The sequence below is a fragment of the Breoghania sp. genome, assembly GCF_030066895.1.
Classification (GTDB): Bacteria; Pseudomonadota; Alphaproteobacteria; order Rhizobiales; family Stappiaceae; genus Breoghania.
Genome location: NZ_JASJAV010000003.1, coordinates 215,504 through 239,219, shown reverse-complemented (window position 1 = coordinate 239,219; position 23,716 = coordinate 215,504). Strand labels below are relative to the sequence as shown.

Annotated in this window: 15 protein-coding genes, 1 tRNA gene and 8 pseudogenes; 13 read left to right on the top strand and 11 right to left on the bottom strand. The window is 61.7% G+C overall.

Features of this window, described 5'->3' with window-relative positions; genetic code table 11:
- Nucleotides 1–190 precede the first annotated feature (190 nt).
- Nucleotides 191–1,141: a bile acid:sodium symporter family protein gene (locus QNJ43_RS06480; protein ID WP_300468346.1), complete on the bottom strand. Its 951-nt coding sequence runs from the start codon at nucleotides 1,139–1,141 to the stop codon at nucleotides 191–193.
- 280 nt (nucleotides 1,142–1,421) lie between these two features.
- Here QNJ43_RS06480 and QNJ43_RS06475 point away from each other — a divergent pair, with 280 nt between their 5' ends.
- From QNJ43_RS06475 to QNJ43_RS06450, 6 genes and pseudogenes are all read left to right on the top strand, one after another.
- Nucleotides 1,422–2,165: a hypothetical protein gene (locus QNJ43_RS06475; protein ID WP_300468344.1), complete on the top strand. Its 744-nt coding sequence runs from the start codon at nucleotides 1,422–1,424 to the stop codon at nucleotides 2,163–2,165.
- 59 nt (nucleotides 2,166–2,224) lie between these two features.
- Entirely contained in the window at nucleotides 2,225–2,731 is a 507-nt protein-coding gene (locus QNJ43_RS06470; protein ID WP_300468342.1) for a hypothetical protein, read from the top strand.
- The gene (locus QNJ43_RS06465; protein ID WP_300468340.1) at nucleotides 2,731–3,006 is read left to right on the top strand and encodes a hypothetical protein; all 276 of its coding nucleotides are present in this window, start codon (nucleotides 2,731–2,733) and stop codon (nucleotides 3,004–3,006) included. Before QNJ43_RS06470 ends, QNJ43_RS06465 begins: the two co-directional genes overlap by 1 nt.
- Entirely contained in the window at nucleotides 2,964–3,611 is a 648-nt protein-coding gene (locus tag QNJ43_RS06460) for a PAS domain S-box protein (protein WP_300468338.1), read from the top strand. The genes QNJ43_RS06465 and QNJ43_RS06460 overlap by 43 nt, the downstream gene beginning before the upstream one ends.
- Nucleotides 3,497–4,459 (top strand): annotated as a pseudogene (locus QNJ43_RS06455) (bifunctional diguanylate cyclase/phosphodiesterase). The gene QNJ43_RS06460 and the pseudogene QNJ43_RS06455 overlap by 115 nt, the downstream one beginning before the upstream one ends.
- Nucleotides 4,435–4,773, top strand: coding sequence for an EAL domain-containing protein (locus QNJ43_RS06450; protein WP_300468336.1), 339 nt, complete (start codon nucleotides 4,435–4,437; stop codon nucleotides 4,771–4,773). Before QNJ43_RS06455 ends, QNJ43_RS06450 begins: the two are co-directional and overlap by 25 nt.
- On the opposite strand, the gene QNJ43_RS06445 is transcribed toward QNJ43_RS06450, so the two are convergent.
- Nucleotides 4,770–5,657 carry a LysR family transcriptional regulator gene (locus QNJ43_RS06445; protein ID WP_300468334.1) on the bottom strand — a complete coding sequence of 296 codons (888 nt, stop codon included), beginning with the start codon at nucleotides 5,655–5,657 and terminating at the stop codon, nucleotides 4,770–4,772. The genes QNJ43_RS06450 and QNJ43_RS06445 overlap by 4 nt on opposite strands.
- 172 nt (nucleotides 5,658–5,829) lie before the next feature.
- On the opposite strand from QNJ43_RS06445, the pseudogene QNJ43_RS06440 reads away from it, so the two are divergent.
- Nucleotides 5,830–6,840 (top strand): annotated as a pseudogene (locus tag QNJ43_RS06440) (putative sulfate exporter family transporter).
- 180 nt (nucleotides 6,841–7,020) lie between these two features.
- On the opposite strand, the gene QNJ43_RS06435 reads toward QNJ43_RS06440, so the two are convergent.
- Together QNJ43_RS06435 and QNJ43_RS06430 are read right to left on the bottom strand one after the other, a co-directional pair.
- Nucleotides 7,021–8,211: a pyridoxal phosphate-dependent aminotransferase gene (locus QNJ43_RS06435; RefSeq protein ID WP_300468332.1), complete on the bottom strand. Its 1,191-nt coding sequence runs from the start codon at nucleotides 8,209–8,211 to the stop codon at nucleotides 7,021–7,023.
- 70 nt (nucleotides 8,212–8,281) lie between these two features.
- Nucleotides 8,282–8,582, bottom strand: a pseudogene (locus QNJ43_RS06430) (ribbon-helix-helix domain-containing protein).
- A 216-nt stretch (nucleotides 8,583–8,798) separates the two neighbouring features.
- Between QNJ43_RS06430 and QNJ43_RS06425 the strand changes: the two are divergent.
- The 3 genes and pseudogenes from QNJ43_RS06425 to QNJ43_RS06415 all read left to right on the top strand — a co-directional run bounded on the left by QNJ43_RS06425 (nucleotide 8,799) and on the right by QNJ43_RS06415 (nucleotide 11,468).
- On the top strand, nucleotides 8,799–9,194 hold the full coding sequence (locus QNJ43_RS06425) for a VOC family protein (RefSeq protein WP_300468330.1): 396 nt from the start codon (nucleotides 8,799–8,801) through the stop codon (nucleotides 9,192–9,194).
- A gap of 63 nt (nucleotides 9,195–9,257) precedes the next feature.
- Nucleotides 9,258–9,839: pseudogene (locus QNJ43_RS06420) on the top strand (gluconate 2-dehydrogenase subunit 3 family protein).
- Between the two features lie 57 nt (nucleotides 9,840–9,896).
- Nucleotides 9,897–11,468: pseudogene (locus tag QNJ43_RS06415) on the top strand (GMC family oxidoreductase).
- Nucleotides 11,469–11,499: 31 nt separating this feature from the next.
- Here the strand turns inward: QNJ43_RS06415 and holA are convergent.
- Genes holA through leuS form a run of 3 tightly spaced genes read right to left on the bottom strand, consistent with a single transcriptional unit; the run spans nucleotide 11,500 to nucleotide 15,702 of the window.
- Complete coding sequence (gene holA, locus QNJ43_RS06410; protein WP_300468328.1) at nucleotides 11,500–12,540, bottom strand: DNA polymerase III subunit delta; 1,041 nt, start codon at nucleotides 12,538–12,540, stop codon at nucleotides 11,500–11,502.
- Nucleotides 12,528–13,103: an LPS assembly lipoprotein LptE gene (lptE, locus tag QNJ43_RS06405; RefSeq protein ID WP_300468326.1), complete on the bottom strand. Its 576-nt coding sequence runs from the start codon at nucleotides 13,101–13,103 to the stop codon at nucleotides 12,528–12,530. The genes holA and lptE overlap by 13 nt, the downstream gene beginning before the upstream one ends.
- A complete protein-coding gene (gene leuS / locus QNJ43_RS06400) occupies nucleotides 13,090–15,702 on the bottom strand; it encodes a leucine--tRNA ligase (RefSeq protein ID WP_300468324.1) in 2,613 nt (870 codons plus the stop codon). The genes lptE and leuS overlap by 14 nt, the downstream gene beginning before the upstream one ends.
- Nucleotides 15,703–15,885: 183 nt before the next feature.
- Here leuS and QNJ43_RS06395 point away from each other — a divergent pair, with 183 nt between their 5' ends.
- On the top strand, nucleotides 15,886–16,554 hold the full coding sequence (locus QNJ43_RS06395; protein ID WP_300468322.1) for a YggS family pyridoxal phosphate-dependent enzyme: 669 nt from the start codon (nucleotides 15,886–15,888) through the stop codon (nucleotides 16,552–16,554).
- Here QNJ43_RS06395 and QNJ43_RS06390 read toward each other — a convergent pair.
- Both QNJ43_RS06390 and QNJ43_RS06385 read right to left on the bottom strand, forming a co-directional pair.
- Nucleotides 16,551–16,868 carry a hypothetical protein gene (locus QNJ43_RS06390; protein WP_300468320.1) on the bottom strand — a complete coding sequence of 106 codons (318 nt, stop codon included), beginning with the start codon at nucleotides 16,866–16,868 and terminating at the stop codon, nucleotides 16,551–16,553. The two genes, QNJ43_RS06395 and QNJ43_RS06390, sit on opposite strands and share 4 nt — an antisense overlap.
- Complete coding sequence (locus tag QNJ43_RS06385; protein WP_300468569.1) at nucleotides 16,768–17,076, bottom strand: TetR/AcrR family transcriptional regulator; 309 nt, start codon at nucleotides 17,074–17,076, stop codon at nucleotides 16,768–16,770. Before QNJ43_RS06385 ends, QNJ43_RS06390 begins: the two co-directional genes overlap by 101 nt.
- Before the next feature lie 319 nt (nucleotides 17,077–17,395).
- Between QNJ43_RS06385 and QNJ43_RS06380 the strand changes: the two are divergent.
- Both QNJ43_RS06380 and QNJ43_RS06375 read left to right on the top strand, forming a co-directional pair.
- Nucleotides 17,396–18,612, top strand: a pseudogene (locus QNJ43_RS06380) (efflux RND transporter periplasmic adaptor subunit).
- A 2-nt stretch (nucleotides 18,613–18,614) separates the two neighbouring features.
- A pseudogene (locus QNJ43_RS06375) lies at nucleotides 18,615–21,599 on the top strand (efflux RND transporter permease subunit); the annotation flags it as partial.
- A gap of 183 nt (nucleotides 21,600–21,782) precedes the next feature.
- On the opposite strand, the pseudogene QNJ43_RS06370 reads toward QNJ43_RS06375, so the two are convergent.
- Together QNJ43_RS06370 and QNJ43_RS06365 are read right to left on the bottom strand one after the other, a co-directional pair.
- A pseudogene (locus tag QNJ43_RS06370) lies at nucleotides 21,783–23,182 on the bottom strand (NAD-dependent succinate-semialdehyde dehydrogenase).
- Between the two features lie 245 nt (nucleotides 23,183–23,427).
- Nucleotides 23,428–23,502, bottom strand: a tRNA-Gly gene (locus tag QNJ43_RS06365).
- Nucleotides 23,503–23,716: the final 214 nt, after the last annotated feature.

The window sequence follows — 23,716 nt, the reverse complement described above, 5'->3', positions numbered from 1 at the left end:
TTTGTCCTCAGGCCGTGCAAACGAGTTTCACTGCGTCTTGCATCACTCATCCCCAAAGACATTCGAATTGTAGAATATATGGAGACGGGCGGGTCGAAGCACAAGACGGCGACAAGGGCCGCGATCCGTCCCTCTCGCCGCCCGTGGATGGAGTGAGGAAAGGCGGATCACACCGACACTGGAGCGCTGCTCAGGCGCTCCGCACTCCGAGGCTCGACGACGACTCGTCTTCGCTTTTGCCGGTGAAGTAGTTCGCGATGAGCGCACCGGAGATATTGTGCCAAATGATGAAAATGGCACTGGGCACGGCCGCGGCGGGAGAGAAGTGCGCGGTCGCAAGCGCCGCTCCCAGTTCGGAATTCTGCATCCCGACCTCGATGGTGATCGCCTTACGCTTGGCAAGCGAAAGTCCGAAGACGCGGCTCGCGAAGTACCCGAGGCCGTTGTGCAGGATCACGACCACGAAGATCATCAGATCGGCTTCCACGATCTTGCCCTTGGAGAGCGCAACCACCGCGGCAACGATCAGCACGATGCCGGTCACGCTGACGAGCGGCAGAACCGGAACGGCCGCGGCAACGATCTTCGGTGCAATCTTCTGCAGGATGAACCCGAGTGCCAGCGGCGCCAGCACGATCTTGACGATGGACAGGAACATCGCCGCCGCATCGACCGGCAGGTACTGGCTGGCAAATGTCCACACCAGGAAGGGCGTCACGAACAGCGCGACCAGGGTCGTCACGCTGGTGCAGGCGACCGACAGGGCCAGATCGCCCTTGCTCAGATAGATCATGACGTTCGACGACGTGCCGCCCGGGCAGCAACCAACAAGAATAACGCCCGCAGCAACTTCCGGGCTCATCGGAATGACTGTCGTCAGCGCTGCCGCCAGAAGCGGCATGATCAGGAATTGAGAAACAACGCCGATGCCCACCTCGAGCAGGCGCTTCAGGACTTCCGTAAAATCACGGCCCGAAAGCGTCAGTCCCATAACGAACATAATGATTGCCAGAAGCGGTACGATCCATGGCCGCAAAAACTTGAATATCTCGGGAAAGAAGAAGCCGAGAAGAGCAAATAAAATAATCCAGAGGGCGAAAGTTCGTCCAAAGAAAGCAGAAAAGGCAGCCAGGGATTTCACGCGAAAATCCTCCCGATTACGTTCTTGGATCGTCTGAGATGATGCCATGCACGACGGGCTGAGGTCGGACGCCGACAAGCGGGGTCGACAGCAAGGGTGCAGGACAGGATTTGTATAATCGAACAAAACGCTCGTTTGGAAAGGTAAAATTGAAAAAATCGATAATAATATACCTTAAAAACGGAACTATTATTCGCATCCATTATTTGCCTTAACGTCATTTTCGTCGGACCGATAGGTTCTTCGCAATGGGGTCGGACGCACCGCGTGCACCGATGCGATGCAATTTTCTGCCGCCGAAACCGGCGGTTTATGCCTGTTTTTTGGTCATAATTGGCAAACTTCCTTTATGCGAATTTTAACGATGAAAGATTTAATAGAGATGTTTGGAGCAAGCCGATGGTCCGGGCGGGGCGTTTTACATGCAGATCAATTCGACTCAAAACCAGAGGATCTTTTGAAAGGCGGCGCCCTGGCGTTGCCGGTCTCGGCAATGGCGCTGTTCTGGGAAGCATCCTCGTCCCGGACCGCGTCGTCGCCCGACATGGCGGATCTGGCTCAGCGGATCACAACGCTTGAAGCCTCCGCCCGCCACCTCGACTTCATCTGGCTGCTGGTTACCGCCGTCGGCTTCATGTTCGCCTTCGGCGCAAGCGACGGCTCCTGGATCGGCCTTGACCCGCGCTTCTTCATACTGCAGGGCCTTGATGAATGGGACATCGGCTTCTTTGCCTTCCAGGTCATGTTCTGCGGCACGGCGGCGACCATCGTCTCCGGCGCGGTGGCCGAACGCATGCCGCTGACGGCCTATATCCTGTGTTCGATGCTGATCGCCGGTCTCGTCTATCCCGTTTTCGTTCATTGGGCATGGGGCGCGGCGCTGACGGCGAACCCATCCGCCTTCCTCGGCAACATGGGCTTCATCGATTTCGCAGGATCCCACGGTGGTTCATGCGACGGGCGCATGGATCGCGCTGGCAGCCTGCATCATCAGCGGTCCCCGCATCGGCCGCTTTGCCGATGACGGCCCCCCGATCCGCATTCAGGGGCATAGCCCCGTGCTCGCGACGGCCGGCGCGTTTTTTGCTCTTCGTCGGCTGGATCGGCTTCAACGGCGGCTCGACCGCAGCCGCGGTGCCCGAGATCGCCCACATCATCGCCAACACCGTTCTGGCCGCAGGTACAGGTGGGGCCGCGGGCTATCTGGAGGGCTTGCGCCAGGATCGCATTATCCTGCCGAAAAAGGCGTTTTCCGGCATGGTCGGCGGCCTTGTGGCGGTCACCGCGGGATGCATGGTGCTTACGCCCGCAGGCGCTCTGATCGTCGGCGCACTGGGCGGATCGGCCGCCGTCTGGTTCAACAGCTTTCTCGAAACCCGGCTGAAGATCGATGACGCGGTGGGAGCCGTCGGCGTTCACGGCGCATCGGGCGTCGTGGGAACGCTCGCCCCTGCACTGCTCTCCTCGGTCGCCCACCTGCCCACCGGTTCCAGGCTCGATCAGCTCGGCGTGCAGATGCTCGCGCCGGGATCAACTTCGTCTGGGCATTCGGTATCGGGCTCGTCTTCTTCTGGCTGCTCGGCAAGGTGATGCGGGTGCGCGTGGATGGAGCCGGCGATATGCTCGGCCTCAACGAAGCCGAGCACAACACCCGTTTCGGCATCGGCCACGTGGAAGATGCCTATTCCCAACTGATCGACGGCGAAACCGATCTCACCCTGCGCCTACCGGTCATTCCCGGCGACGAGGCAGAGCGCCTTTCCGAGCTGTTTAATCAGCTCATGGACTCCACCCAGAACGAAGAACTCGCGCGCAAAACTACGTGGTGGAGAAGAAGCGGTCCCAGGAGGAGGCGGAACGGCTGACCGTGCTCGCCAATTCCACTTTCGAGGCCATCGTCATCACGGTCGCCAGACAGATTGTCGATGGAAACGCCGCACTGGAGGAACTGCTCGGGCTGCCCATCGCCGAGCTCAAGGGCAAGGACGTCAACGCGCTTTTTCTGCCCAATGAAGAACAGCAGGCCCCCGAGGGGGAAGAATCCTTCAGCAGCCCGCGCGAAATGGTGGCGCTGCACACCGACGGGCAACGCATCCCGGTGGAAGTGCGCACGCGCGAGATCGTCTATCGCGGCGAACACACGCGGGTCTCCGCGGTGGTCGACCTGCGAGATCGCAAAAAGGCGGAGGAACTCATCCGCCATCTCGCCCAGCACGACCCGTTGACGGACCTGCCGAACCGCGCGGTTTTCACCGATCGCCTGAAATCGCGCCTGTCGAAGCTGGAGGAGACGAGACGGTCAGCTTCACCGCGGTTCTGCTGGTCGATCTCGACCGTTTCAAGGATATCAACGACCTGCACGGCCACCCGGTCGGCGATCGGGTCATTCAGGTCACCGCCGACCGGGTGCACAACTCGGTCCGCGAGGACGATACGGTTGCCAGTTTCGGCGGCGACGAATTCGCCGTGATCCAGACCAATATCGGCTTCACCAATCAGGCCGCCGATCTCGCCCACCGCCTGTTGCACGTGCTCGCCCAGCCGATCGATTGCGACGATGGCCTGGTCGTGCGCTCCGGTGCCAGCATCGGCGTTGCCATTGCCCCGGCCGACGGAATGACGCTCGATACGCTGATCTCTCGCGCGGATACCGCGCTCTACAAGGCCAAAAGCATTGGCCGCGGCGCCTATTGCACCCTCGAGAAGGGCATGGACGCGGCAATGAAAGTGCGCCGCGAGCTGGAAGCGGATCTATCCCTTACCATCGAGTGCGACGAGCTGGAACTCTATTTCCAGACCCGCATGGCCACGGCGGACGGCCGGATTGCGGGCTACGAAGCGCTGATCCGCTGGCATCATCCGGTACGCGGCGAGGTCAATCCGACGGATTTCATCCCCGTCGCGGAGCATTCCGGCTAGATCGTCCAGATCGGCAAGTGGGTGCTGACGAACGCCTGCCGTATCGCGTGCGAACGGTTCGCCGACAAGCACGTCTCGGTCAACGTCTCGCCGCTGCAATTCCGCGACAAGGGGTTCGTGGACACGGTGGAAGATGCGCTGAAAACCAGCGGCATGGCCGCCGAACGGCTGGAAATCGAGGTAACCGAGAATGTCGTCATCGACGACGACGCACACGCGCTCACCATTCTGAACGCCTTGAAGCACCTGGGCGTTCGCGTCGCGCTCGACGATTTCGGTACCGGCTATTCCTCCCTGAGCTATCTCAGCCGCTTCCCCTTCGATGCCATCAAGATCGATCGTTCATCGCGGGGCTTGAGACGAACGCCAATGCGATGGCCATCGTCCAGACCATCCTGAAACTCGGACGCGCGCTCGGGATGCGTCTGGTCGCGGAGGGCGTGGAGACGAGTTCACAGCTCCGCCTGCTGCTCGCGGAAGGATGCGACGAGGTTCAAGGCTTTCTGATCGGGAAACCGGCGCCTGAGACCGAGGCCCCGAACGAGGCGCCCGCAATGGCCCGGAAAACGCTTATCGCCGCCAGCGGCGATGCCGACGGCATCCGTCGCCTGACGGAACTGACCGAATTGATTCGCGACGAGGGCCACAAGCGGGATGAAGCCGAAGAGCTGACGGATTTCGTCAAGACAGGCGCTTCCTGCAATTCCGCCTAGAGCGGCTCCCGGCACAATCTCACCAGTTTGCTCGCCGAACGGCTCAACGGTCGCTCCCGGTGATGGAGCAGGGAATAGGCGCGATCAGGAAGCGCGAAATTGACCGCGACGAGATCGCCCTGCCCAAGAAGCGGGGCAGCAACGGATGCGGAAACCACCGCCGCACAAGCCCCCGAACGCGCGGCCGACAGCACGACCTCGTTTGAAGGAAGTTCGAGCGTCACCTTGAGCCGATCGGGCGAAAGACCGCGCGCCAGCAGAGCCGCCTCGAATTCCGATCGCGTCCCCGACCCGTGCTCGCGCAAAACCAAGGAACTGCCAGCCGCAAGATCCTCGACCTGAAGCGGACGCCCGTCCGCCCAGGGGTGATCGGCGCCCACCACGACGAGAAGCGCATCCTGTGCAATCCCCTCCACGGCGAGAGCCTGATTGTCGACCTGCCCCTCGATAAACCCCAGATCCGCCTCGCCCGCGACCACCGCGCTTGCAACCGTTGCCGTGTTTCCGATGGTCAGCACCAGATCGATACCAGGATAGAGCTCGTGAAACCGCATCATGAAGGACGGCAGCCAGTAGCCTGCAATCGTCTGACTGGCCGCGACGGTCAACCGGCCGCGCCGCAAACCGCCGAGTTCGGCGAGAACGAGCCACGCCCCTTCCGCTCGCTTCAAAACCGCCGTGGCCTCCCCCGGAAAAAGCCGTCCGTTCTCGTTGAACACGAGCCCACGACTGACCCGATCGAACAGCGTCACGCCGTAATAGCTTTCCAGCGCGCGCAAGGCGGAACTGACCGCCGAAGGCATCAGATGCAGCGCTTCCGCAGCGCGCGTCAGGTGTGCGCGATCGGCGACCGCAACGAAGATGGCGAGCTGTTCGAATGTCATGATGCCTCGTGATCGCTCGGGCCGCCCTCGACCGCTCCCGCTCAGCAGGGCCCGATAGACCCATGTAACTCATTATTCGATTTTACTGAAACAAACGTCCAATAATCTCCGATGTAGTAAAACGAATTTCCATGAGAATGTCCGCGCCTTCTCTCCTCTCCGGACTACACCCTTGGACTTGCCTCGTTTTATCGCCCGGGTCTTTCCCGACCTGCTGCTCAGCCTTGTCGTCACCGCAGCCGCTTTCGCTCTCGCCCATCTGGAAATCCTGGTTTTCGGCCGCGACTGGCTGGAAAGCCTCGTCCTTGCAATTCACCTCGGTGCGATCGTGCGCTCCGCCTTTCCCTTTCACGCCATGTTCGGCCTAGGTGTGAATTTTGCGGCCAAGCAGGTGCTGGAAGCTACCATCGTTTTGCTCGGAGGAACGATCAGTCTCGGCGCGATTCAGGCCGCAGGTCCAGCACTTGTCGGCGGTATCGCATGCATCGTCGTGGTGACCATCGCCTGAGGCTACGCCATCGGCCGGGGGTTGGGCCTGTCCCTCCGGCTAGCAACGCTGATCGCCTGCGACAACGCAATCTGCGGCAACTCCGCGATTGCCGCAACCGCTCCTCCGGTCATCAAGGCGGAGAGTGACGACGTCGCTGCCTCCATCGCCTTCACCGCCGTTCTCGGCATCGCGGTTGTCTTGATCCTGCCGGTGATCGGCGCAAGCCTCGGCATGGATCAGACGCGCTACGGCGTGCTGGCCGGGCTCACCGTCTATGCCGTGCCGCAGGTGCTGGCGGCGACCGCTCCCGTCGGCATTGTCGCCACGCAGGTCGGCATCCTTGTGAAGCTGGTGCGCGTTCTCATGCTGGGGTCGGTCATCTTCAGTCTCGGCATGATGCCGGGCAATCGCGAAAGCGGCGCGGGACTGCGCACGCTGGTGCCGTGGTTCATCATCGGCTTTCTGATCATGATGACATTGCGCTCCGCCGATCTGATGCCGAGCGTGATGATCGCGCCGCTGACGAAAACCTCCGGCGTTCTCACCATCATATCCATGGCGGCGCTGGGCTTGACCGTCGACATCCGCTCCATCGCCCAGGCGGGCGTCCGCGTGATGAGCGCCGCCGTCATGTCGTTGCTCGTGCTGGAAACGTTGGCGACGATCCTGCTGAACGTACTGGCCATTCAGTAGATGGGATAAGGGAAGTTCTTGTTGGGGTCCATCCTTCGAGACGCCGTCTTGCGACGGCTCCTCAGGATGAGGTTATCGTATTGTTATTTCTGAAGATCCGAACAACACACACAACGTCATCCTGAGGAGAGCCCGCAGGCTCGTCTCAAAGGATGGGCCCCAGCAATCCCCCCCTCTGCCTTACTCCCGCTTCGCCACAGCCCCTCGAGCCAGAAACGTCTCCATCCGTTTCAGCGCCCGGGCGATATTCTCCCGCGAGTTGGCGTAGGACACGCGCATGTATCCCTCGCCAAGAATGCCGAAGTCCGGACCGCCGATCAGCGCAACCCCAGCCTCCTCCAGCAAAGCGGAGGCGAGCGGTTTTGCCTGCCAGCCCGTTTCACGAATATTCGGAAAGGCATAGAACGCGCCCTTCGGCATCAGGCACGACACGCCGGGAATGGCATTCAACCCATCGACCACGAGTTTCCGCCGCGCATCGAATTCCGCGACCATCTCCCCAACCGCATCCTGCGGACCGGTGAGCGCGGCAAGGCCCGCATATTGCGTCGGCGCGTTGACGCAGGACCACGCATTGACAGCCAGCTTGCACATCTTGTCGAAGAGCGCATCGGGCCAGAGCGAATAGCCGAGCCGCCAGCCCGTCATGGCATAGATCTTCGACCAGCCGTCGAGCAAGATCAGCCTGTCCCGGATCTGCGGATAGCTCAAAATAGAGACATGCGCCTCTCCGTCATAGGTCATCTGCCCATAGATCTCGTCGGAGAGAACCGCGACATGCGGATACCGCTCAAGGCCCGCGACCAGCTTGTCGACTTCCGCCTTGGGCGTCACCCCGCCGCACGGATTGGCCGGTGAATTGACGATGACGAGGCGAGTCCTGTCGCTGATAAGCCCCAGCAACTCGTCGGCGGAAAAGGCGAAGCCGTTTTCCTCGCGGATCGGCACGGGCACGGGCGTTGCACCGGTGAACTCGATCATCGAGCGATAGATCGGAAAGCCCGGATCGGGATAGAGAATCTCCGCCCCCGATTCGCCGAACATCAGGATCGCGGCAAACATCGTGACCTTACCGCCCGGCACGATGACGACGCGCTCCGGCGAGATCTCGACGCCCGTGCGCTTAACGATATCCACCGCAACCGCCTCGCGCAACGGCGCAATGCCTGTTGCGGCCGTATAGCCGTGATGCCCGTCCTTAAGCGCCTTGATCGCGGCTTCAACGATATGGTCGGGCGTCTCGAAATCCGGCTGACCGATCCCGAGATTGATGATGTCGCGCCCTTGCGCGCCAAGCTCGTTCGCCCGCGCCAGAACCGCAAAGGCGTTTTCCTCGCCGATCCGATCGAAACCGGAAATGGTGGTGAGCATGGCCCGTCCCTCCCCTCGCGCACACCCGTTCAGGTCGCGCAATGTCTCATATCGCTGACGTGTGTCCGCCTCACGCGATCTTGCGAAGCGCGTCGATCTCTTCCGCGTCGGGCCGATGGCCCTTCAGATAAAGCGCGCAGGTGGTGCGCAGCATGGAAGCGAAATTCGGGATCGTGCCGTTGATCTCGATCGCCTCGTCGTAGAGCCGCGACAGGAATTTCGGCGGTCAGCCCCTGGCCTGCCGCGATCTCGTCGAGAAGCGCCCAGAAGGTCGCCTCAAGCTGGATGGAGGTGGAATGCCCCGCAATGCGGATCGACCGGTTTATCTGCTTGTAGCCGGCGGGGTACTGACCGGCGAATACCCTGCACATGTGCCTGTTCTCCCATGGGCCGCCGGTTCTTTCGCCGCGGTTCTCGCTCAAGTATTCGCGCTGGAGCGCGTGTGCGCAAGCGTGCTTTCGACCGATCAGCGGGATCGCGCGGGCAAGGCGTGGTAGTCAACTGCCACCATTTCTCCCTCACACCCGGCATACTTGGTGCCAAGAGCCGCAGTCTCTGCGACCCCCAAAAACAAACGGAGGTATCCGGTGGCAAAAGCCATTCACATGATGATCCGCGTCCTCGACGAGACCCGGTCCGTCGAATTCTACAAGACCGCATTCGGCCTCGACGTGGCGGATCGTTACGACTTCGACGACTTCACGCTCGTCTACCTGCGCAACCCGGAAGCCGACTTCGAAGTCGAACTGACCGTCAACAAGGGCCGCGAGCAAAGCTACAACCTCGGCGACGGCTACGGCCATGTCGCCTTCTGCGTCGAGGATCTCGATGCCGAACACGCCCGCTTTGCCGCAAACGGCCTCAGCCCCCGCGATATCAAGGAATTCCACCGCGACGGTGCCCTGATTGCACGTTTCTTCTTCGTGGAGGCCCCGGACGGCTACAAGATCGAGGTGCTGCAGAAGCACGGTCGATACCGCTGATATCGCCGCCGACGGCTCTGGGAGGGGCCGGCGGCGGTGTTTTCGTAAATGGGAGGAAAGAACATGCCGACAATCTATTCCGGCCGGGCCGCGCACCCGGACGCTTCAGCTCATTCAGAGCCGACTACAACGGGCCTTTCCCGCCGCGCGCTGTTGCGCGGCACCGCCGCCACCAGCCTCGGGGCGCTTCTCGTCGTCTCCGGCCGCGCCGTTCTTTGCCAAGCCAGGCCTGGGGTCTTGAGACCCAATCTCTCAAGCCGGAGACCATGGCCACCCACATCCAGGTGGCGCGTGACACCTATCCCCACGACCGCATCGCCGACCGCTACTACGCCATCGCTGTCAAGGACCACGACACGAAGGCGGCGGAAAAACGAGAGCCACCGCAATCTAATCAAAGGCGGCATTGCCGATCTCGACCAACGGGCCGGATCCGGCGGATATCGCGGCCTCAGATGGGAGGATGACCGCGTCACTCTCCTCCGCCCAATCGAGGACACGGCTTTCTTCCAGGCGGTGCGCGGCGGTCTCGTCGTCTCTCTCTACAACCAGAAGGAGATCTGGCCGCTCTTCGGCTACGAGAGCGAATTTTATTCCAAGGGCGGCTACATCAACCGCGGCTTCGACGACATCGACTGGCTGTGAACGCGGACGAAAGATTCGCGCATCCGACAAGAACAAACCCAATTCGGAGGAAACATCATGGCTGCTCCCTATAAGCTGAACGACGACAGCGTCGTCGTCATCATCGGTTCGGGCGCCGGCGGCGGCATGCTCGGCAACGAACTGGCGCAAAAGGTCATCGACGTCGTCATTCTGGAGGCAGGCGCCCGGCACGAATACGACGAGTTTATCAACGACGAATGGGCAAGCTTTTCGCAGCTCGCCTGGACCGACAAGCGCATGACCTCGGGCGACTGACGCGTCGCCAAGGACTTCCCGAAGCTTCCGGCATGGATTGTCAAGGCGGTCGGCGGCTCCACGACCCACTGGGCAGGTGCCTCGCTGCGCTTCCAGGAGCACGAATTCAAGGTCCGCACCCACTACGGCGATCTTGAAGGAGCGAACCTGCTCGACTGGCCGATCACGCTTGAGGAAATGGAGCCCTTCTACGCCCGCACCGAAAACAAGATGGGCGTGACCCGCACGAACGCCATTCCGGACCTTCCCGGCAACAACAACTTCAAGATCATGAAGGCAGACGCCGACAAGCTCGGCTACACCGAGTACCATACGAGCCGCATGGCGATCAATTCGTAGCCCCACGACGACCGCAATTCATGCCAGCAGACGGGCTTCTGCTTTCAGGGCTGCAAGTGGGAAGCAAAGTGGTCGACGCTCTATACCGAGATCCCCAAGGGCGAGGCCACCGGCCACATGGAGGTGCGCTCCAATTCGCAGGTGCTGCGGATCGAGCACGATGAAAGCGGCAAGGTGACCGGCGTCGTCTATGCGGACAAGGACGGCAACGAGCAGCGCCAGAAGGCGCGCATCGTGGCGGTGGCGGGCAATTCCATCGAAAGCCCGCGCCTGCTGCTGAATTCCGCCTCCTCCATGTTCCCCGACGGGCTCGCCAATTCCTCCAGCCAAGTGGGGCGCAACTACATGCGGCACATGACGGGATCGGTCTACGCGATCTTCGACAAGCCGGTGCACATGTATCGCGGCACCACAATGGCAGGCATCATCCAGGACGAGGTCCGGCTTGATCCCTCACGCGGCTTCGTCGGTGGATACGAGATGGAGACGCTGTCACTCGACCTGCCCTTCATGGCCGCCTTTCTCGATCCCGGTTCCTGAGGCCGCTCGTTTGCCAGTGCGCTGGAGGCTTACGAGAACATGGCCGGCATGTGGCTGGTGGGCGAAGACATGCCGCAGGAGACCAACGCCGTCACCCTGCACGGCACCGAGAAGGATGCCTTCGGCATGCCGGTGGCAAACGTCAACTTCTCCGACCATGCCAACGACATCGCCATGCGCAACCACGCCTATGCGCAAGGTTCCGCTCTCTACGATGCCGTGGGCGCAACCCGCGTCTTCCCCACCCCGTTCTATCCGTCCACGCACAATCTCGGCACCAACCGGATGAGCGAGAAGGAGCGCGACGGCGTGGTCAACCGGCACGGACAGACCCACGACATCGCCAACCTGTTCGTCTCCGACGGCTCGCAGTTCACGACGGGAGCTTCGGAAAACTCGACGCTGACCATCGCCTCGCTGGCGATCCGGCAGGCGAAATTCATCGCCGGAGAGATGGTGGCGGGAACGCTTTAGAACAAAAGTCCTTGAGAAAGAGAGGGCGGTCTCAGCGCCGCCCGCCGGCACTGCGCGCAACACGGGCGAGCGTCAACAGCGTGTCGGAGACGAGCGCACGGGAGAGCTGCGGCATGGTGCGGGATTTGAACGTCGCCTCGTGCAGGATTTCCAGCGCCCGCGCCACCCGTGGCGGCGTCCATATCCGGATCTGCTGGGCGACCATCGGCTGCCGCTTGAAATAGATCATCGGCCGCGCCCGTTTGACGAGATCGTCGGGGTTAGCCCCCGCCTCCATCTCTGCGTGGGCGGCCTGCAGCCACTGAAAACGACGAAGCGCCTGCCCCGCAATGACGGACGGGTCAAGGCCGGAGGCCCCAAGACGATCGAGACCATGGTCAAGCGTGGCAAGATCGCCACCGGCTGCCGCATCGATCAGGGCGTCGAGCGCGAATGCCGAGGCATCGCCCACCACCGCGTCCACGTCATCCGCCTCCACCCGCCCCTTGCCGAGCGCATAAAGACAGAGCTTGGCGATTTCCCCGCGAGAAGCGAGACGATCTGCCCCCAGCAGCGTGTGCAGGGCGGCCCGCGCCTCTCGAGTAATGGTGAGATCGGCCGCGCGCGTTTCCTCGTCGATCAGCCGGTCGAGATCGCGCGTTGCATCCGCATAGCACGGCACGGCGGCCGCGTTCTTCGCGCTTTCCGCGATCTTGCGAAGGCCCGTTCCCTTCTTGAGATCGCACGCCTCGATGACGACGAGCGCATCCCCGCTTTCCGCCTTCAAGACGGGCTCGACGGCGGGTGCAAGGTTCTTGCCCCCCGCATCGCGCACCCAGATGATGCGCTTGCCGCCGAAAAGCGGGACAGTGAGATATTCGTCGACGAGCCGTTGCGGATCGGAAGCGAGTTCGGAGGCGTGGAGTTTCACCCGGCCGAAGGGATCATCATTTCCCTTTGCCGCGATCTCCACGAGCGCCTTCGCCCGTTCGTTGACCAGCCCCGCATCCGGTCCGTAGACGAGAATCACCGCCATATCCGCAGGCGGATTGGCGATGAACCGGTCGATCTCGGCAGCTTTCAGAGCAACCATGAGCGGATCCCGGAAGCGTTCCTAGCCACGGCGGGCTTACTCTCCCGCCCGGCAAAGTAGGCGGCGAGGCGCGTATGGAGGTCGTCGGCGATGACCTTGGCCGCACGATCCTCTGCCTCACGGGCGGCACGCAGATTGGCGAACCGCTGGTTGGAGAAGTCGTAGGACGCGTTGGCAAACGTCGAGCCGGTCAGCAGGGTGTGTCCGGATTTGATATCCGTGAGCGCAAAGCTCGCGGTCATCTGCACCAGATAGGCGGCGGGAACGTCCGACAACTCCTCGACCGCCACCGACGACTTCGTGCGGTTGACGATCATCTTCATGCTCCAGCGCGGCGGCGCAGCTTCGCCGCCGCGCTGGAGCATGAAGATGAGTTCGTTGCGCAGAACCTGCTCGACGCGATCGTCAGCCTGCTGGATGTCGATTGCGGCAAGCTCTTCCTGAGGCGCAACATTGGCCCCGACGGTTCCGTAGAGCGGACGAACGTTGCAGCCCGCCAGAACGGCGAGCACACAAACCGCGGCAAGGACGCGAAAGCGGCCGGTATAATCAGACAACGACATTCACGATCCTCTGAGGAACGACTATGACCTTGCGCGGCGCCCGGCCTTCCAGGGACCTTTGCACCGCCTCCAGCCCTAGAGCGGCCGCTTCGACGTCAGATTGCGACGCATCGCGGGCAATGGTCAACTCAGCCCGTTTCTTGCCGTTGACCTGCACCGGCATGAGGATGGAATCCTCCACCAGCAGATCGGGCTCGACGACAGGCCAGCCGACCTCCGCCAGAAGGTCGTCATGGCCGAGCGCAACCCAGCATTCCTCCGCCAGATGCGGCGTCATCGGCGCCATCATCTGCACCAGGAAGCGTGCCGCTTCGCGGATCGCCCAGGCGACGTCGTCACCCGCAGCCTTCCCGTTGGCGGCCTTGGCGTGCGCATTGACCAACTCATAAAGCTTGGCGACCGCGCGGTTGAAGCCCAGATGCTCGATATCGTGCTCGACCCCGGCGAGCGTCTTGTGAGTCGCACGCCGGATTTCGGTCGCCGCATCGCCGAAGGCGGACGGCCGCGCGATATCTGCCGGGATCCGCTCCGCGATGTCGCCCACAAGCCGCCATACGCGCTGAACGAAGCGATGCGCGCCCTGCACACCCTCTTCCGTCCAGATCACGTCGCGCTCCGGGGGGCTGTCGGACAGCATGAACCAGCGTGCCGTATCCGCACCGTAGACGCCGAGAATGTCTGTGGGGTCGACCGTATTCTTCTTCGACTTCGACATCTTTTCGATGGAGCCGATGGTCACTTCCGAGCCGTCCGACAGGCGCACCGCATGGCGCGCACCGCCTTCGCCCTCGATGCTGATTTCGGCCGGGTTCAGCCAGGTGCCGTCCGAGGCCTTGTAGGTCTCGTGCGTCACCATGCCCTGCGTGAACATGCCCTTGAACGGCTCTTCGATATCCATGTGGCCCGTCACCTTCATGGCGCGGGAGAAGAAGCGCGAATAGAGCAGATGCAGGATCGCGTGCTCGATGCCGCCGATATACTGATCGACCGGCAGCCAGCCGTCGGCCGCGGGCTTGTTGGTCGGCGTGTCCGCATGCGGAGCGGTGAAGCGGGCGAAATACCAGGACGAATCGACGAACGTATCCATCGTGTCCGTCTCCCGCCGTGCGGACTTGCCGCAATGCGGGCAGGTGACATTCTTCCAGGTCGGATGACGGTCGAGCGGATTACCCGGCTTGTCGAAGGTGACGTCCTCGGGAAGCTTGACCGGCAGGTCCTCCACGGGAACCGGAACGACGCCGCAATCATCGCAATGGATGACCGGGATCGGGCAGCCCCAGTAGCGCTGGCGCGAAATGCCCCAGTCGCGCAGACGGTAGTTGATCTGACGTTCGCCCTGCGGCGCACCGTCGATCATGCGCGCCTCAAGACGACCTGCGACCTCGTTCTTCGCGGCCTCGATCTCCATCCCGTTCAGGAAGTCGGAATTGAAGATCGTGCCTTCGCCGGTATAGGCCTCGTCGGTGATTCGGAAGCTCGCCGCATCCGCGTCCGTGGGCAGGACGACCGGCGTGACGGGCAGGCCGTACTTGTTGGCGAAATCCAGGTCGCGCTGATCGTGCGCCGGGCAGGCGAAGATCGCGCCGGTGCCATAATCCACCAGGATGAAGTTCGCGACATAGATCGGCAGCAGCCGCTCCGGATCGAAGGGATGGCGAACCTTCAGACCCGTATCGAGGCCCTTCTTCTCCGCCGTCTCGATCACCGCAGCACTTGTGCCGACGCGGTGGCATTCCTCCACGAAGGCCGCGATTTCCGAATTTCTCTCCGCAAGCTTGGCGGTGATCGGATGATCGGGCGAAAGCCCCATGAAGCTCGCGCCGAACAGCGTGTCAGGGCGGGTCGTGAAGATCTCCAGCGTGTCGTCGCCGGTGGGCGCGGGCTCGGTGAATTCAAAGCGAACCCGCAGACCTTCCGAATTGCCGATCCAGTTCTTCTGCATCAGCCGGACCTTTTCAGGCCACTGATCGAGCGTCTCCAGAGCTTCGAGCAGCTCGGGCGCGAATTCGGTGATCTTGAAGAACCACTGGGTCAGCTCGCGCTGTTCGACGACGGCGCCGGAACGCCAGCCGCGCCCGTCGATCACCTGCTCATTGGCGAGCACGGTCATGTCGACCGGATCCCAGTTGACCTTGGACTTGCGGCGATAGGCGAGCCCGGCCTTCAGAAAATCCAGGAACAGGTGCTGCTGCTGGGAATAATATTCGACATCGCAGGTCGCGAATTCACGCGCCCAGTCGAGCGAAAGGCCCATGGATTTGAGCTGCGCCCGCATCGTGGCGATGTTGTCGTAGGTCCAGCCCTTGGGGTGAACCTTGTTCTGCATCGCGGCGTTTTCCGCCGGCATGCCGAAAGCGTCCCAGCCCATCGGATGCAGGACGTTGAAGCCCTTGGCGCGCTTGTAACGGGCGACCACGTCGCCCATCGCATAGTTGCGCACATGGCCCATGTGAATGCGTCCCGAAGGGTACGGGAACATTTCCAGGACGTAGTATTTCGGCCGCGGGTCGTCATTATCGATCTTGAAGACCGCCTTCTCGTCCCAGACCTTCCGCCACCGGGCTTCCACCTCGCGCGCGTTGTATCGCTCGCTCGCCATTGATATCGCCGTCTTCTTTTTTCTGCGGAAGTATGGAATTCGTATCGGCGCGACAGGCACCAGAAATCGGCCCCGTGGTCAACCGAAAGCGATACGCGAATATGAATTTGCGCCGAAAGCAGGGTAGCATTTTTTGGATGACAGGTGCATTTCAAATTGCCGCGTCTCGAAAGGAGTTTACCGATGGCAGAGACCGCTGCCGGCCGTCTTGCCCAGATCCGGGACCGAATTGCCGTTGCGGAGCGCGAAAGCAACCGCGCACCCGGCGAGGTCACGCTGATCGCGGTTTCCAAGACCTTCGACGCTACGGATATCCAGCCAATCATCGATGCCGGACAGCGCATCTTCGGCGAAAACCGCGTGCAGGAAGCTCAGGGCAAATGGCCCGCCCTGAAAGAAGCATATCCCGATATCGAGCTTCATCTGATCGGTCCGCTGCAGTCCAACAAGACTCATGATGCAGTGACTCTTTTCGACGCCATACACACGGTCGACCGCGACAAGATAGCCCGCGCGATCGCCCGCGAAATGAAAGCTCAGGGCCGCACCCTGAAACTCTTCATCCAGGTCAATACGGGCGACGAGCCGCAAAAGGCGGGCGTCAGCCCGAAGGATGCGGGCGCCTTCATCAAACGCTGCCGCGAGGAATTCGGCCTCACCATTTGCGGGTTGATGTGCATTCCGCCGGTCGACGAAGAACCCGCTCCGCATTTCGCCCTGCTTGAGAAGATCGCGCAGCGCAATGGAATTAAGGGGCTTTCCATGGGCATGTCGGGCGATTTCGAAACATCGGTCGGCCACGGCGCCAGCCACGTGCGCGTGGGCAGCGCCATTTTCGGACATCGCGACTAGCCCGCCTGAAACCCCGCCTCCGTGCCGTTGCACGTCGCCGGCCCGGCATCGGCCAACCTGTCGCTCATCCGGTCCAGTTGTTCCAACAATTCGCCGTCGCTGAAGGGGCAGAGGTCGAACAACCGCATGCTGCGGATCCCTTCGACCACCAGGAAGGCCTGGAAGGTGAGGTCCGGCGTCTCGCTTTCCGCCCGAATTTCACGGGCAAGCTGCTCATTGTGCGCACGCACGGGATCGAGCAACCCCGGCTCCTCCGCAATTGCCGCCAGGAACCCCGACGGCGCACTGCCCTTGACGCAAAGCAGATTGCGCACTGCGGATAGATAAACCGCGGATCCGGGCGTTCGGCCGCCCGTCCTTGGCGATTTCCGCGCTCGGCAGCTCCACGGCCTCCTGCAGCACATCCACATGGCGGGTGACCATGGCCTGCAACCACACCGACTTGTTGCCGAAATTGTAGAGAAGCCTCCCTTTCGACAGACCCGCGCGCTCCGCCACCGCATCAAGCGACAGATGCCGGATTCCGTCTTCCTAGCACAGTTCGAGCGCCGCATCGATGATCTGTTCGCGTGAATCCACCCGCCTGTTCGCAGGAGGCACCTGTTGCCTCTGGGACACGCTTTATCTATCTAGTCAATTTTCGGGGCTTACCAACGGTTTTATGACAGTTACGTGCCTTGACTTTACCGTCTGGACGGTAAAGATCTCAAGCCAATTCCCGCAGCTCTTGAGCTGCCGACCGCTGCACGACGTGTATGGCGCTCATTCAACCGGGTGAGCGGCGTGTTTGTGTGTTTTTATTCTCTTCCAGGCGGTCACGAGACCGCCGGGTTGCGGGCGCATGAAACGCCTTCTTCTTTCGCTCTTCTTTCTGGTTCTGGTCTGCGTGATCGCCGGCGGTTTGGTCTGGTTCAACATGTTCCGGGACAAGATGATCGGCGAGTTTTTCGCCAATCGCGGTCACCCGACCGTCACCGTTTCCACGACGACGGTGACACCGGAAAGCTGGCAACCCGGCATCGAGACGATCGGCACCGTTCTCGCCCGTCAGGGCATCGATGTAGCGGTGCGCTCCTCCGGTATCGTCAAGGCGATCAACTTCAAGGCCAACGACAAGGTGGAGAAATCCGCGCCGCTGGTTCAGCTCAATGACGAACTGGAGCAGGCGGACCTGATCGCCGCGCGTGCCAACATCACCCGCGACACCCAGGCTCTCGCACGCGCCTCCACCCTTACCGACCGCGGCTTCAACTCCGCCTCCACCCTCGACAATGCAAGGGCGGCTCTCGATGCCTCGCGCTCCCAGCTTGAAAAGGTGAAGGCGCAGATCGACCAGAAGAAGATCTATGCGCCCTTCACCGGCACGATCGGCATCGTGCGCATCGATCTCGGCCAATACATCACCCCTGGCACGATCATCGCGACCTTGCAGGATCTGGAGCGGATGAAGGTCGACTTCTCCGTACCCGAGCAGGATCTGGAGGAGCTTTCCATCGGCCAGACAGTGCGGATCGGACTGCAGGAGAGCGACCTTTCGCACAAGGGCAAGATCGTCGGCATCGACCCCAAGATCGATCCCTCCTCCCGGCTGGTGAAAGTGCAGGCAGAAGTCGACAACCCGGACAATCAGCTTCGCCCCGGCCAATTCGCCTTCGTGCGCATCGAGCAGCCGATCAAAAACAACGTGATCGCCCTGCCCCAGACGACTGTCGTCGAAAGCCTTTACGGGACGTATGTCTACGTGATCCGCAAAGACACCGAAAAAACCCGGGCGCGCTCGATCAAAAGACCCTGGCCGAGGCCGAAAAGGCCGCTAGGGAAGGTAAGGAGAAGGAGGCTGACGGTGCGAAGATCGTCGCACGGCAGGTCTTTGTCCAGACGGGTCGCCGCTTCTCCGGCAAGGTGGAAATCACCTCGGGCTTGGAGGCGGGAGAGGTCATCGTCACCGCCGGTCAAAACAAGCTCTCCGTCGGCAACCCGGTGCGCGTCGACAACACGATCAATCCGACCAAGCCCTTCGAGATGCAATTGCGCGACACGGAAAAGCAAGAAGACTAGCCTTGAACTTCTCCGAGCTCTTTATCCGCCGCCCGATCCTGTCGACCGTCGTGGCGCTGCTGATCCTGCTCATCGGCGCGCAGGCCATCTTCAACATGTCGATCCGGCAATATCCCGAGATCGAGGAGACGGTGATCACCGTCACCACCGTCTATCCCGGTGCCAATTCGGAGCTGATTCAGGGCTTTATCACGCCCCCGATCGACAAAGTGGTCGCCGCGACCGAGGGTGTCGACTATGTGAGCTCCAAGAGCGTGCTCGGCTCCTCAACCGTGTCGGTCCACATGCGGCTGAACGTGGATCCCGACAAGTTGCTGACCGAGGTCGTCACCAAGGTCCGGCATGTCCGCAGCGAACTGCCGACCGAGGCCAAAGATCCGGTCATCCAGAAGGGAACCGGCCGCACATTCGCGCTGATGTACCTGTCGGTACTGTCCGATCGCATGTCGCCGCAGGAAATCACCGAATACGTGACCCGCGTGATCCAGCCGCAGATGGCCACCGTGGACGGTGTGGCGGACGCGCAGGTGCTCGGCAACCAGATCTTCGCCATGCGCGTTTGGATCGATCCCATCCGGCTCGCCGCACGCGGAGTGACCGCAGCAGAAGTGCTGCAGGCCATCCGCAACGCCAACTTCCTGTCCTCGCCCGGCAAGACCGAGAACGAATACGTCGCCTTCACCGTGGAAACGCAGACCACACTGCAGACGCCTGAGGCCTTCGGCGCCCTGCCGCTGCGCTCCGACGACGACGAGGTCGTGCGCCTGCACGACGTAGCCAAGATCGAGCTTGGCTCGGAGACGACGGACGTGCGCGTCTACTTCAACGGCCAGAAAGGCATCTTCATCGGCATCATGCCGACGTCGTCCGCCAACCCGCTCGATACGGCCGAAGCGGTGCGCGCGGAACTGCCCCGGCTCGAGCGCAATCTGCCCGAAGGCATGTCGATGACGGTGGTCTACGATTCCACCAAGTTCATCTCCGCCTCCATCGAAGAGGTGTTCAAGACCATCGGCGAGGCGGTCGTCATCGTCGTGCTGGTGATCTTGCTGTTCCTCGGCTCCTTCCGCGCGATCCTGATCCCGATCGTCACCATCCCGCTGTCGCTTGTCGGCGTGCGCTTCTTTTTGTGGGCGGTTGATTATTCGCTCAACACGCTGACCCTGCTTGCCATCGGACTGGTGGTCGATGACGCCATCGTCGTCGTGGAGAACATTCATCGCCACCTCGATAGAGGGCCTCAAGCCCATGAAGGCGGCGATCGTCGGCATGAAGGAAATCTTCGGCCCCGTCGTCGCGATGACGATCACGCTTGCCGCCGTCTACGCTCCGCTCGGCTTTGTTCAGGGCGCGACGGGCGCGCTGTTTCGCGAATTCGCCTTCGCGCTCGCCGGATCGGTGATCATTTCCGGCTTCGTCGCGGTCACCCTGTCGCCGATGATGTCGGCACGCCTGATGATGTCGGCACGCCTTCTGTCAATGCACGGAAGCCGCTTCCAGGATATCGTCGACTGAACCTTCACCGGCCTTGCCAACTGGTACGGCCGGCGGCTGGAGGGCGCGCTCAGGATGAAGCCGCTGATCCTGATGATCGTCGTCGTTCTGCTTGGAACGACCGGCTTCCTGGTCACCAAGACCACGACGGAGCTGGCTCCCAACGAAGATCAGAGCGGCCTTTTCGCGATCGTGAACGACCCGCACTACGCGACCGCCAATTACACGGAGATGTACACCAGCCAGTTCTACGAGATGACCGACGACGTGCCCGGCGTGGAAGCCCGCTTCCAGTTCGTCGGTGCCGACGGCGTCAACAGTGCCTTCGCCATCTGGGCGCTGAAGCCGTGGGGCGAGCGTAAACAGAGCCAGGCGGAGATCAAGGCGGTGATCCAGCCGCGCATCTCCAAGTCGGCGGGCGTCCAGGCCTTCGTCTTCGCCCCGCCCTCGCTGCCCGGCTCCGGCGGCGGCCTGCCGATCCAGATCGTTCTGCAGACGACCGACAGCCCCGAACAGGTCTACGAGGTGGCGGAGAAGGTGAAGAACGAGGCGATGGCGTCGGGCAAGTTCATCATCGTCCAGAACTCATGTCCTTCTCCAATCCGCTCGCACGGGTGACCATCGACCGCGACCGCGCCGCCGCGCTCGACGTGCCGATCTCCACGATCGGCGAGACGCTGAACCTTCTGGTCAGCAACGCGCAGGTTTCCAAGTTCGACCACGAGGGTAGCGCCTACAAGATCGTGCCGCAGGTGATCGACGATTACCGGGCCGATCCGGAAAATCTCGGCAACTTCTATGTGCGCTCCGCCAATGGCGAGATGGTGCCATTGTCGGCGGTCATCGACGTGAAGACCAAGGCCTCGGCGGCGGCGATCGAGCAGTTCAACCAGCTCAATTCCGCCTCCATCTCCGCCCTGCCCCTGCCGACAGTCACGACCGGCGACGGGCTGACCAAACTGCAGAAACTGGCAAACGCCGCCATGCAGGACGGCTTCTTCCTCGATTATGCCGGGCAGTCGCGCCTGGAAGTGAAGCAAGGCAATACGATCATCATCGCCTTCCTGGTGGCGGTGGTGGTGATCTATCTCGTGCTGGCCGCACAGTTCGAGAGCTTCCGCAATCCGTTCATCATCATGATGTCGGTGCCGCTGTCGATCTTCAGCGCGATGGTACCGCTCAATCTCGGGCTCGGTACGCTGAACATTTACACCGAGGTCGGATTGATCACCAAGCACGGCATCCTGATGGTGGCCTTCGCCAACGCCCAGCGTGACGAACACGGTCTGACCAAGCTGGAGGCGATCATCGAGGCGGCCCGTGAGCGTCTGAGGCCGATCCTGATGACGACCGGCGCAATGGTGCTGGGCGTGGCCCCGCTCGTCATTTCCGAGGGCGCGGGCGCTGCAGCGCGCTATTCCATCGGCCTTGTCATCATGACGGGCATGACGATCGGCACGCTCTTCGTGGTGCCGATGTTCTACATGTATCTGGGCCATGCGGACCGCGCGCATGCGCCGGAAGAAGATGCCGCGGCGCCTCAGGACGATCCGGGCACCGCGCAACACGCCTACCTAGAGCGTTGCGAACGCCCGTCGTTCAAGACGATACGAAAAACGCCCCGGAGATCCGAGGCCGGCGTTGTCTTTTGCGCTTTGCTCACGCGAAGCGGGCAATCAGAATTCGGCGTTGATGTCGACGACGTCGACAAGCTTGTGATTGACGAATTCCTTGATGCCAAGCCCGGTCAGTTCGCGGCCGTAGCCGGACCGACGTATGCCGCCGAATAGCGGGTCCGCCTTCACCATCGTCGGGTGATTGACGAAGACCATGCCGGTCGAAATGCGGTTTGCGACCTCGGCGCCGTGCTTGGTGTCGGCGGTGAAGACAGATCCGCCCAGACCAAACAGCGTGTCATTGGCGATACGCACCGCATCTTCCTTGTCCACAGCACGGAACAGCATAGAAACCGGGCCGAAGAACTCCCAGTATCCCAGTACCGGGCGGGATTGTCCTCGCCGACGTTCGTCAGAATGGTCGATTGGACGAAGGCACCCTGATTCGGCACAGCCAGCCCGACCTTGGTTGCGGTGGCACCGTGCTCGACGGCCTTTTTGATCATGCCCTTGACCTTGTCGGCCGCCTCCTGGGAGCTCAGCGGCGCAAGGGTGGTCTCAGGATCTGCCGGATCGCCGGCCTTCAGGGCTGCAACACCTTTCGTGTAGCTCTCCAGGAACGCATCGTAGACCTCATCGACGATGATCATCCGCTTGGAGGAGATGCAGACCTGACCGCCGTTTCAGTGTCGGCCGAAGACCGCCCAATCGACCTTCTTCTGCAATTCGGCATCCTTGAGCACGACGAAAGCGTCCGCGCCGCCCAGTTCCAGCGTCGACTTCTTCAACGCCTTGCCTGCGATCGCGGCGACCGAGGAACCGACCTCTTCCGACCCGGTCAGGACCACGCCGTGTACTCGGGGATCATTGAGGATCATCTCGATCTGCGAGCGGGTGGCATAGAGGTTGGTCAGACCGCCTTCCGGCAGCCCTGCACGCTTCATCAGGTCCTCGAAGGCCGCGGCGGATTGCGGCACGTTCGACGCGTGCTTCAGCAGCAGCGTGTTACCGGCCAAAAACTGCGGCGCCATGATCCGAGCGATCTGATAGTAGGGGAAGTTCCAGGGCTCGACGGCGGGCAGAACCCCCAACGGCTCGTGAACGAACTTCGCCTTGCCCTCTGCCGGGTCGAGGACGGGCAGGTCCTCCGGCGCGAGCAGAGCCTCGGCGTGTTTCACATAATATCCCAGGATCTGGGTGGAAAGCTTGACTTCGACCTTCGCCTCGGCCGTGACCTTGCCCATTTCCAAAGTCAGCAGAGCCGAAAGTTGGTCGGTTTCCTTGCGCAGCAGGTCCACCGCCTTCTGGAGGATGGCGGCGTGGGCCGAGAACGGCGCTTCCTTCCAGTTCAAAAACGTCTCATGCGCCTTTGCGATGGCGTTGCGCACCTCTTCGTCGGTGGCGTCGGGAAAGGTTTTCACAACCTCGCCGGTGAAGGGATTTATTGTTGCGTACAGCATGTTTGTCTTCCTTTCACGGCTCATCGCGTCAACTCGCGATTCCTTCGTGATTCGCGGGTCAACGCCGTTGCCGTTCAGGAATGTTCCCTTGTTGCGTTCAGGAATGTTCCCTTGTTGGGAGAGAAAAATACGAATATGAAAATATGGAGCCGGGAAAGGATGAAAGGCCGCCGAACGCATACGCGTCGCGGACAATCAGCCATGGCAAAGTATGGCTCGTCAGATCTGATTTTCGGAGAGAAATTTGGAGCGGGCGATGAGATTCGAACTCACGACCCCAACCTTGGCAAGGTTGTGCTCTACCCTTGAGCTACGCCCGCATCCATTGGCAGTCGGCGGGTGCCGCCGATGAGGTGGGGCACTGTATGGACCAAGCGTCGGGGGATTGCAACAGGGGATTTTACCGAAAACCACGGATGTGGATCATCGTTGGATAAGCCTGTGGATTCGCAAGCTGACCGGACGTTGCGGCATCCCCCTCCCCGGCGCCATGTACCTCGCAAGTCGCCCCTTGTTTCGTCCCAGCACGACGCG

What these genes read in the sequence shown, in the direction of transcription:
- QNJ43_RS06395 (WP_300468322.1), top strand. Translation starts at nt 15,886, where the DNA reads ATGGCAGAGACCGCTGCCGGCCGTCTTGCCCAGATCCGGGACCGAATT.
- QNJ43_RS06475 (WP_300468344.1), top strand. Translation starts at nt 1,422, where the DNA reads ATGCAATTTTCTGCCGCCGAAACCGGCGGTTTATGCCTGTTTTTTGGT.
- QNJ43_RS06445 (WP_300468334.1), bottom strand. Translation starts at nt 5,657, where the DNA reads ATGACATTCGAACAGCTCGCCATCTTCGTTGCGGTCGCCGATCGCGCA.
- lptE (WP_300468326.1), bottom strand. Translation starts at nt 13,103, where the DNA reads ATGTCGTTGTCTGATTATACCGGCCGCTTTCGCGTCCTTGCCGCGGTT.
- holA (WP_300468328.1), bottom strand. Translation starts at nt 12,540, where the DNA reads ATGGTTGCTCTGAAAGCTGCCGAGATCGACCGGTTCATCGCCAATCCG.
- QNJ43_RS06435 (WP_300468332.1), bottom strand. Translation starts at nt 8,211, where the DNA reads ATGCTCACCACCATTTCCGGTTTCGATCGGATCGGCGAGGAAAACGCC.
- leuS (WP_300468324.1), bottom strand. Translation starts at nt 15,702, where the DNA reads ATGGCGAGCGAGCGATACAACGCGCGCGAGGTGGAAGCCCGGTGGCGG.
- QNJ43_RS06450 (WP_300468336.1), top strand. Translation starts at nt 4,435, where the DNA reads ATGGCCATCGTCCAGACCATCCTGAAACTCGGACGCGCGCTCGGGATG.
- QNJ43_RS06465 (WP_300468340.1), top strand. Translation starts at nt 2,731, where the DNA reads ATGCGGGTGCGCGTGGATGGAGCCGGCGATATGCTCGGCCTCAACGAA.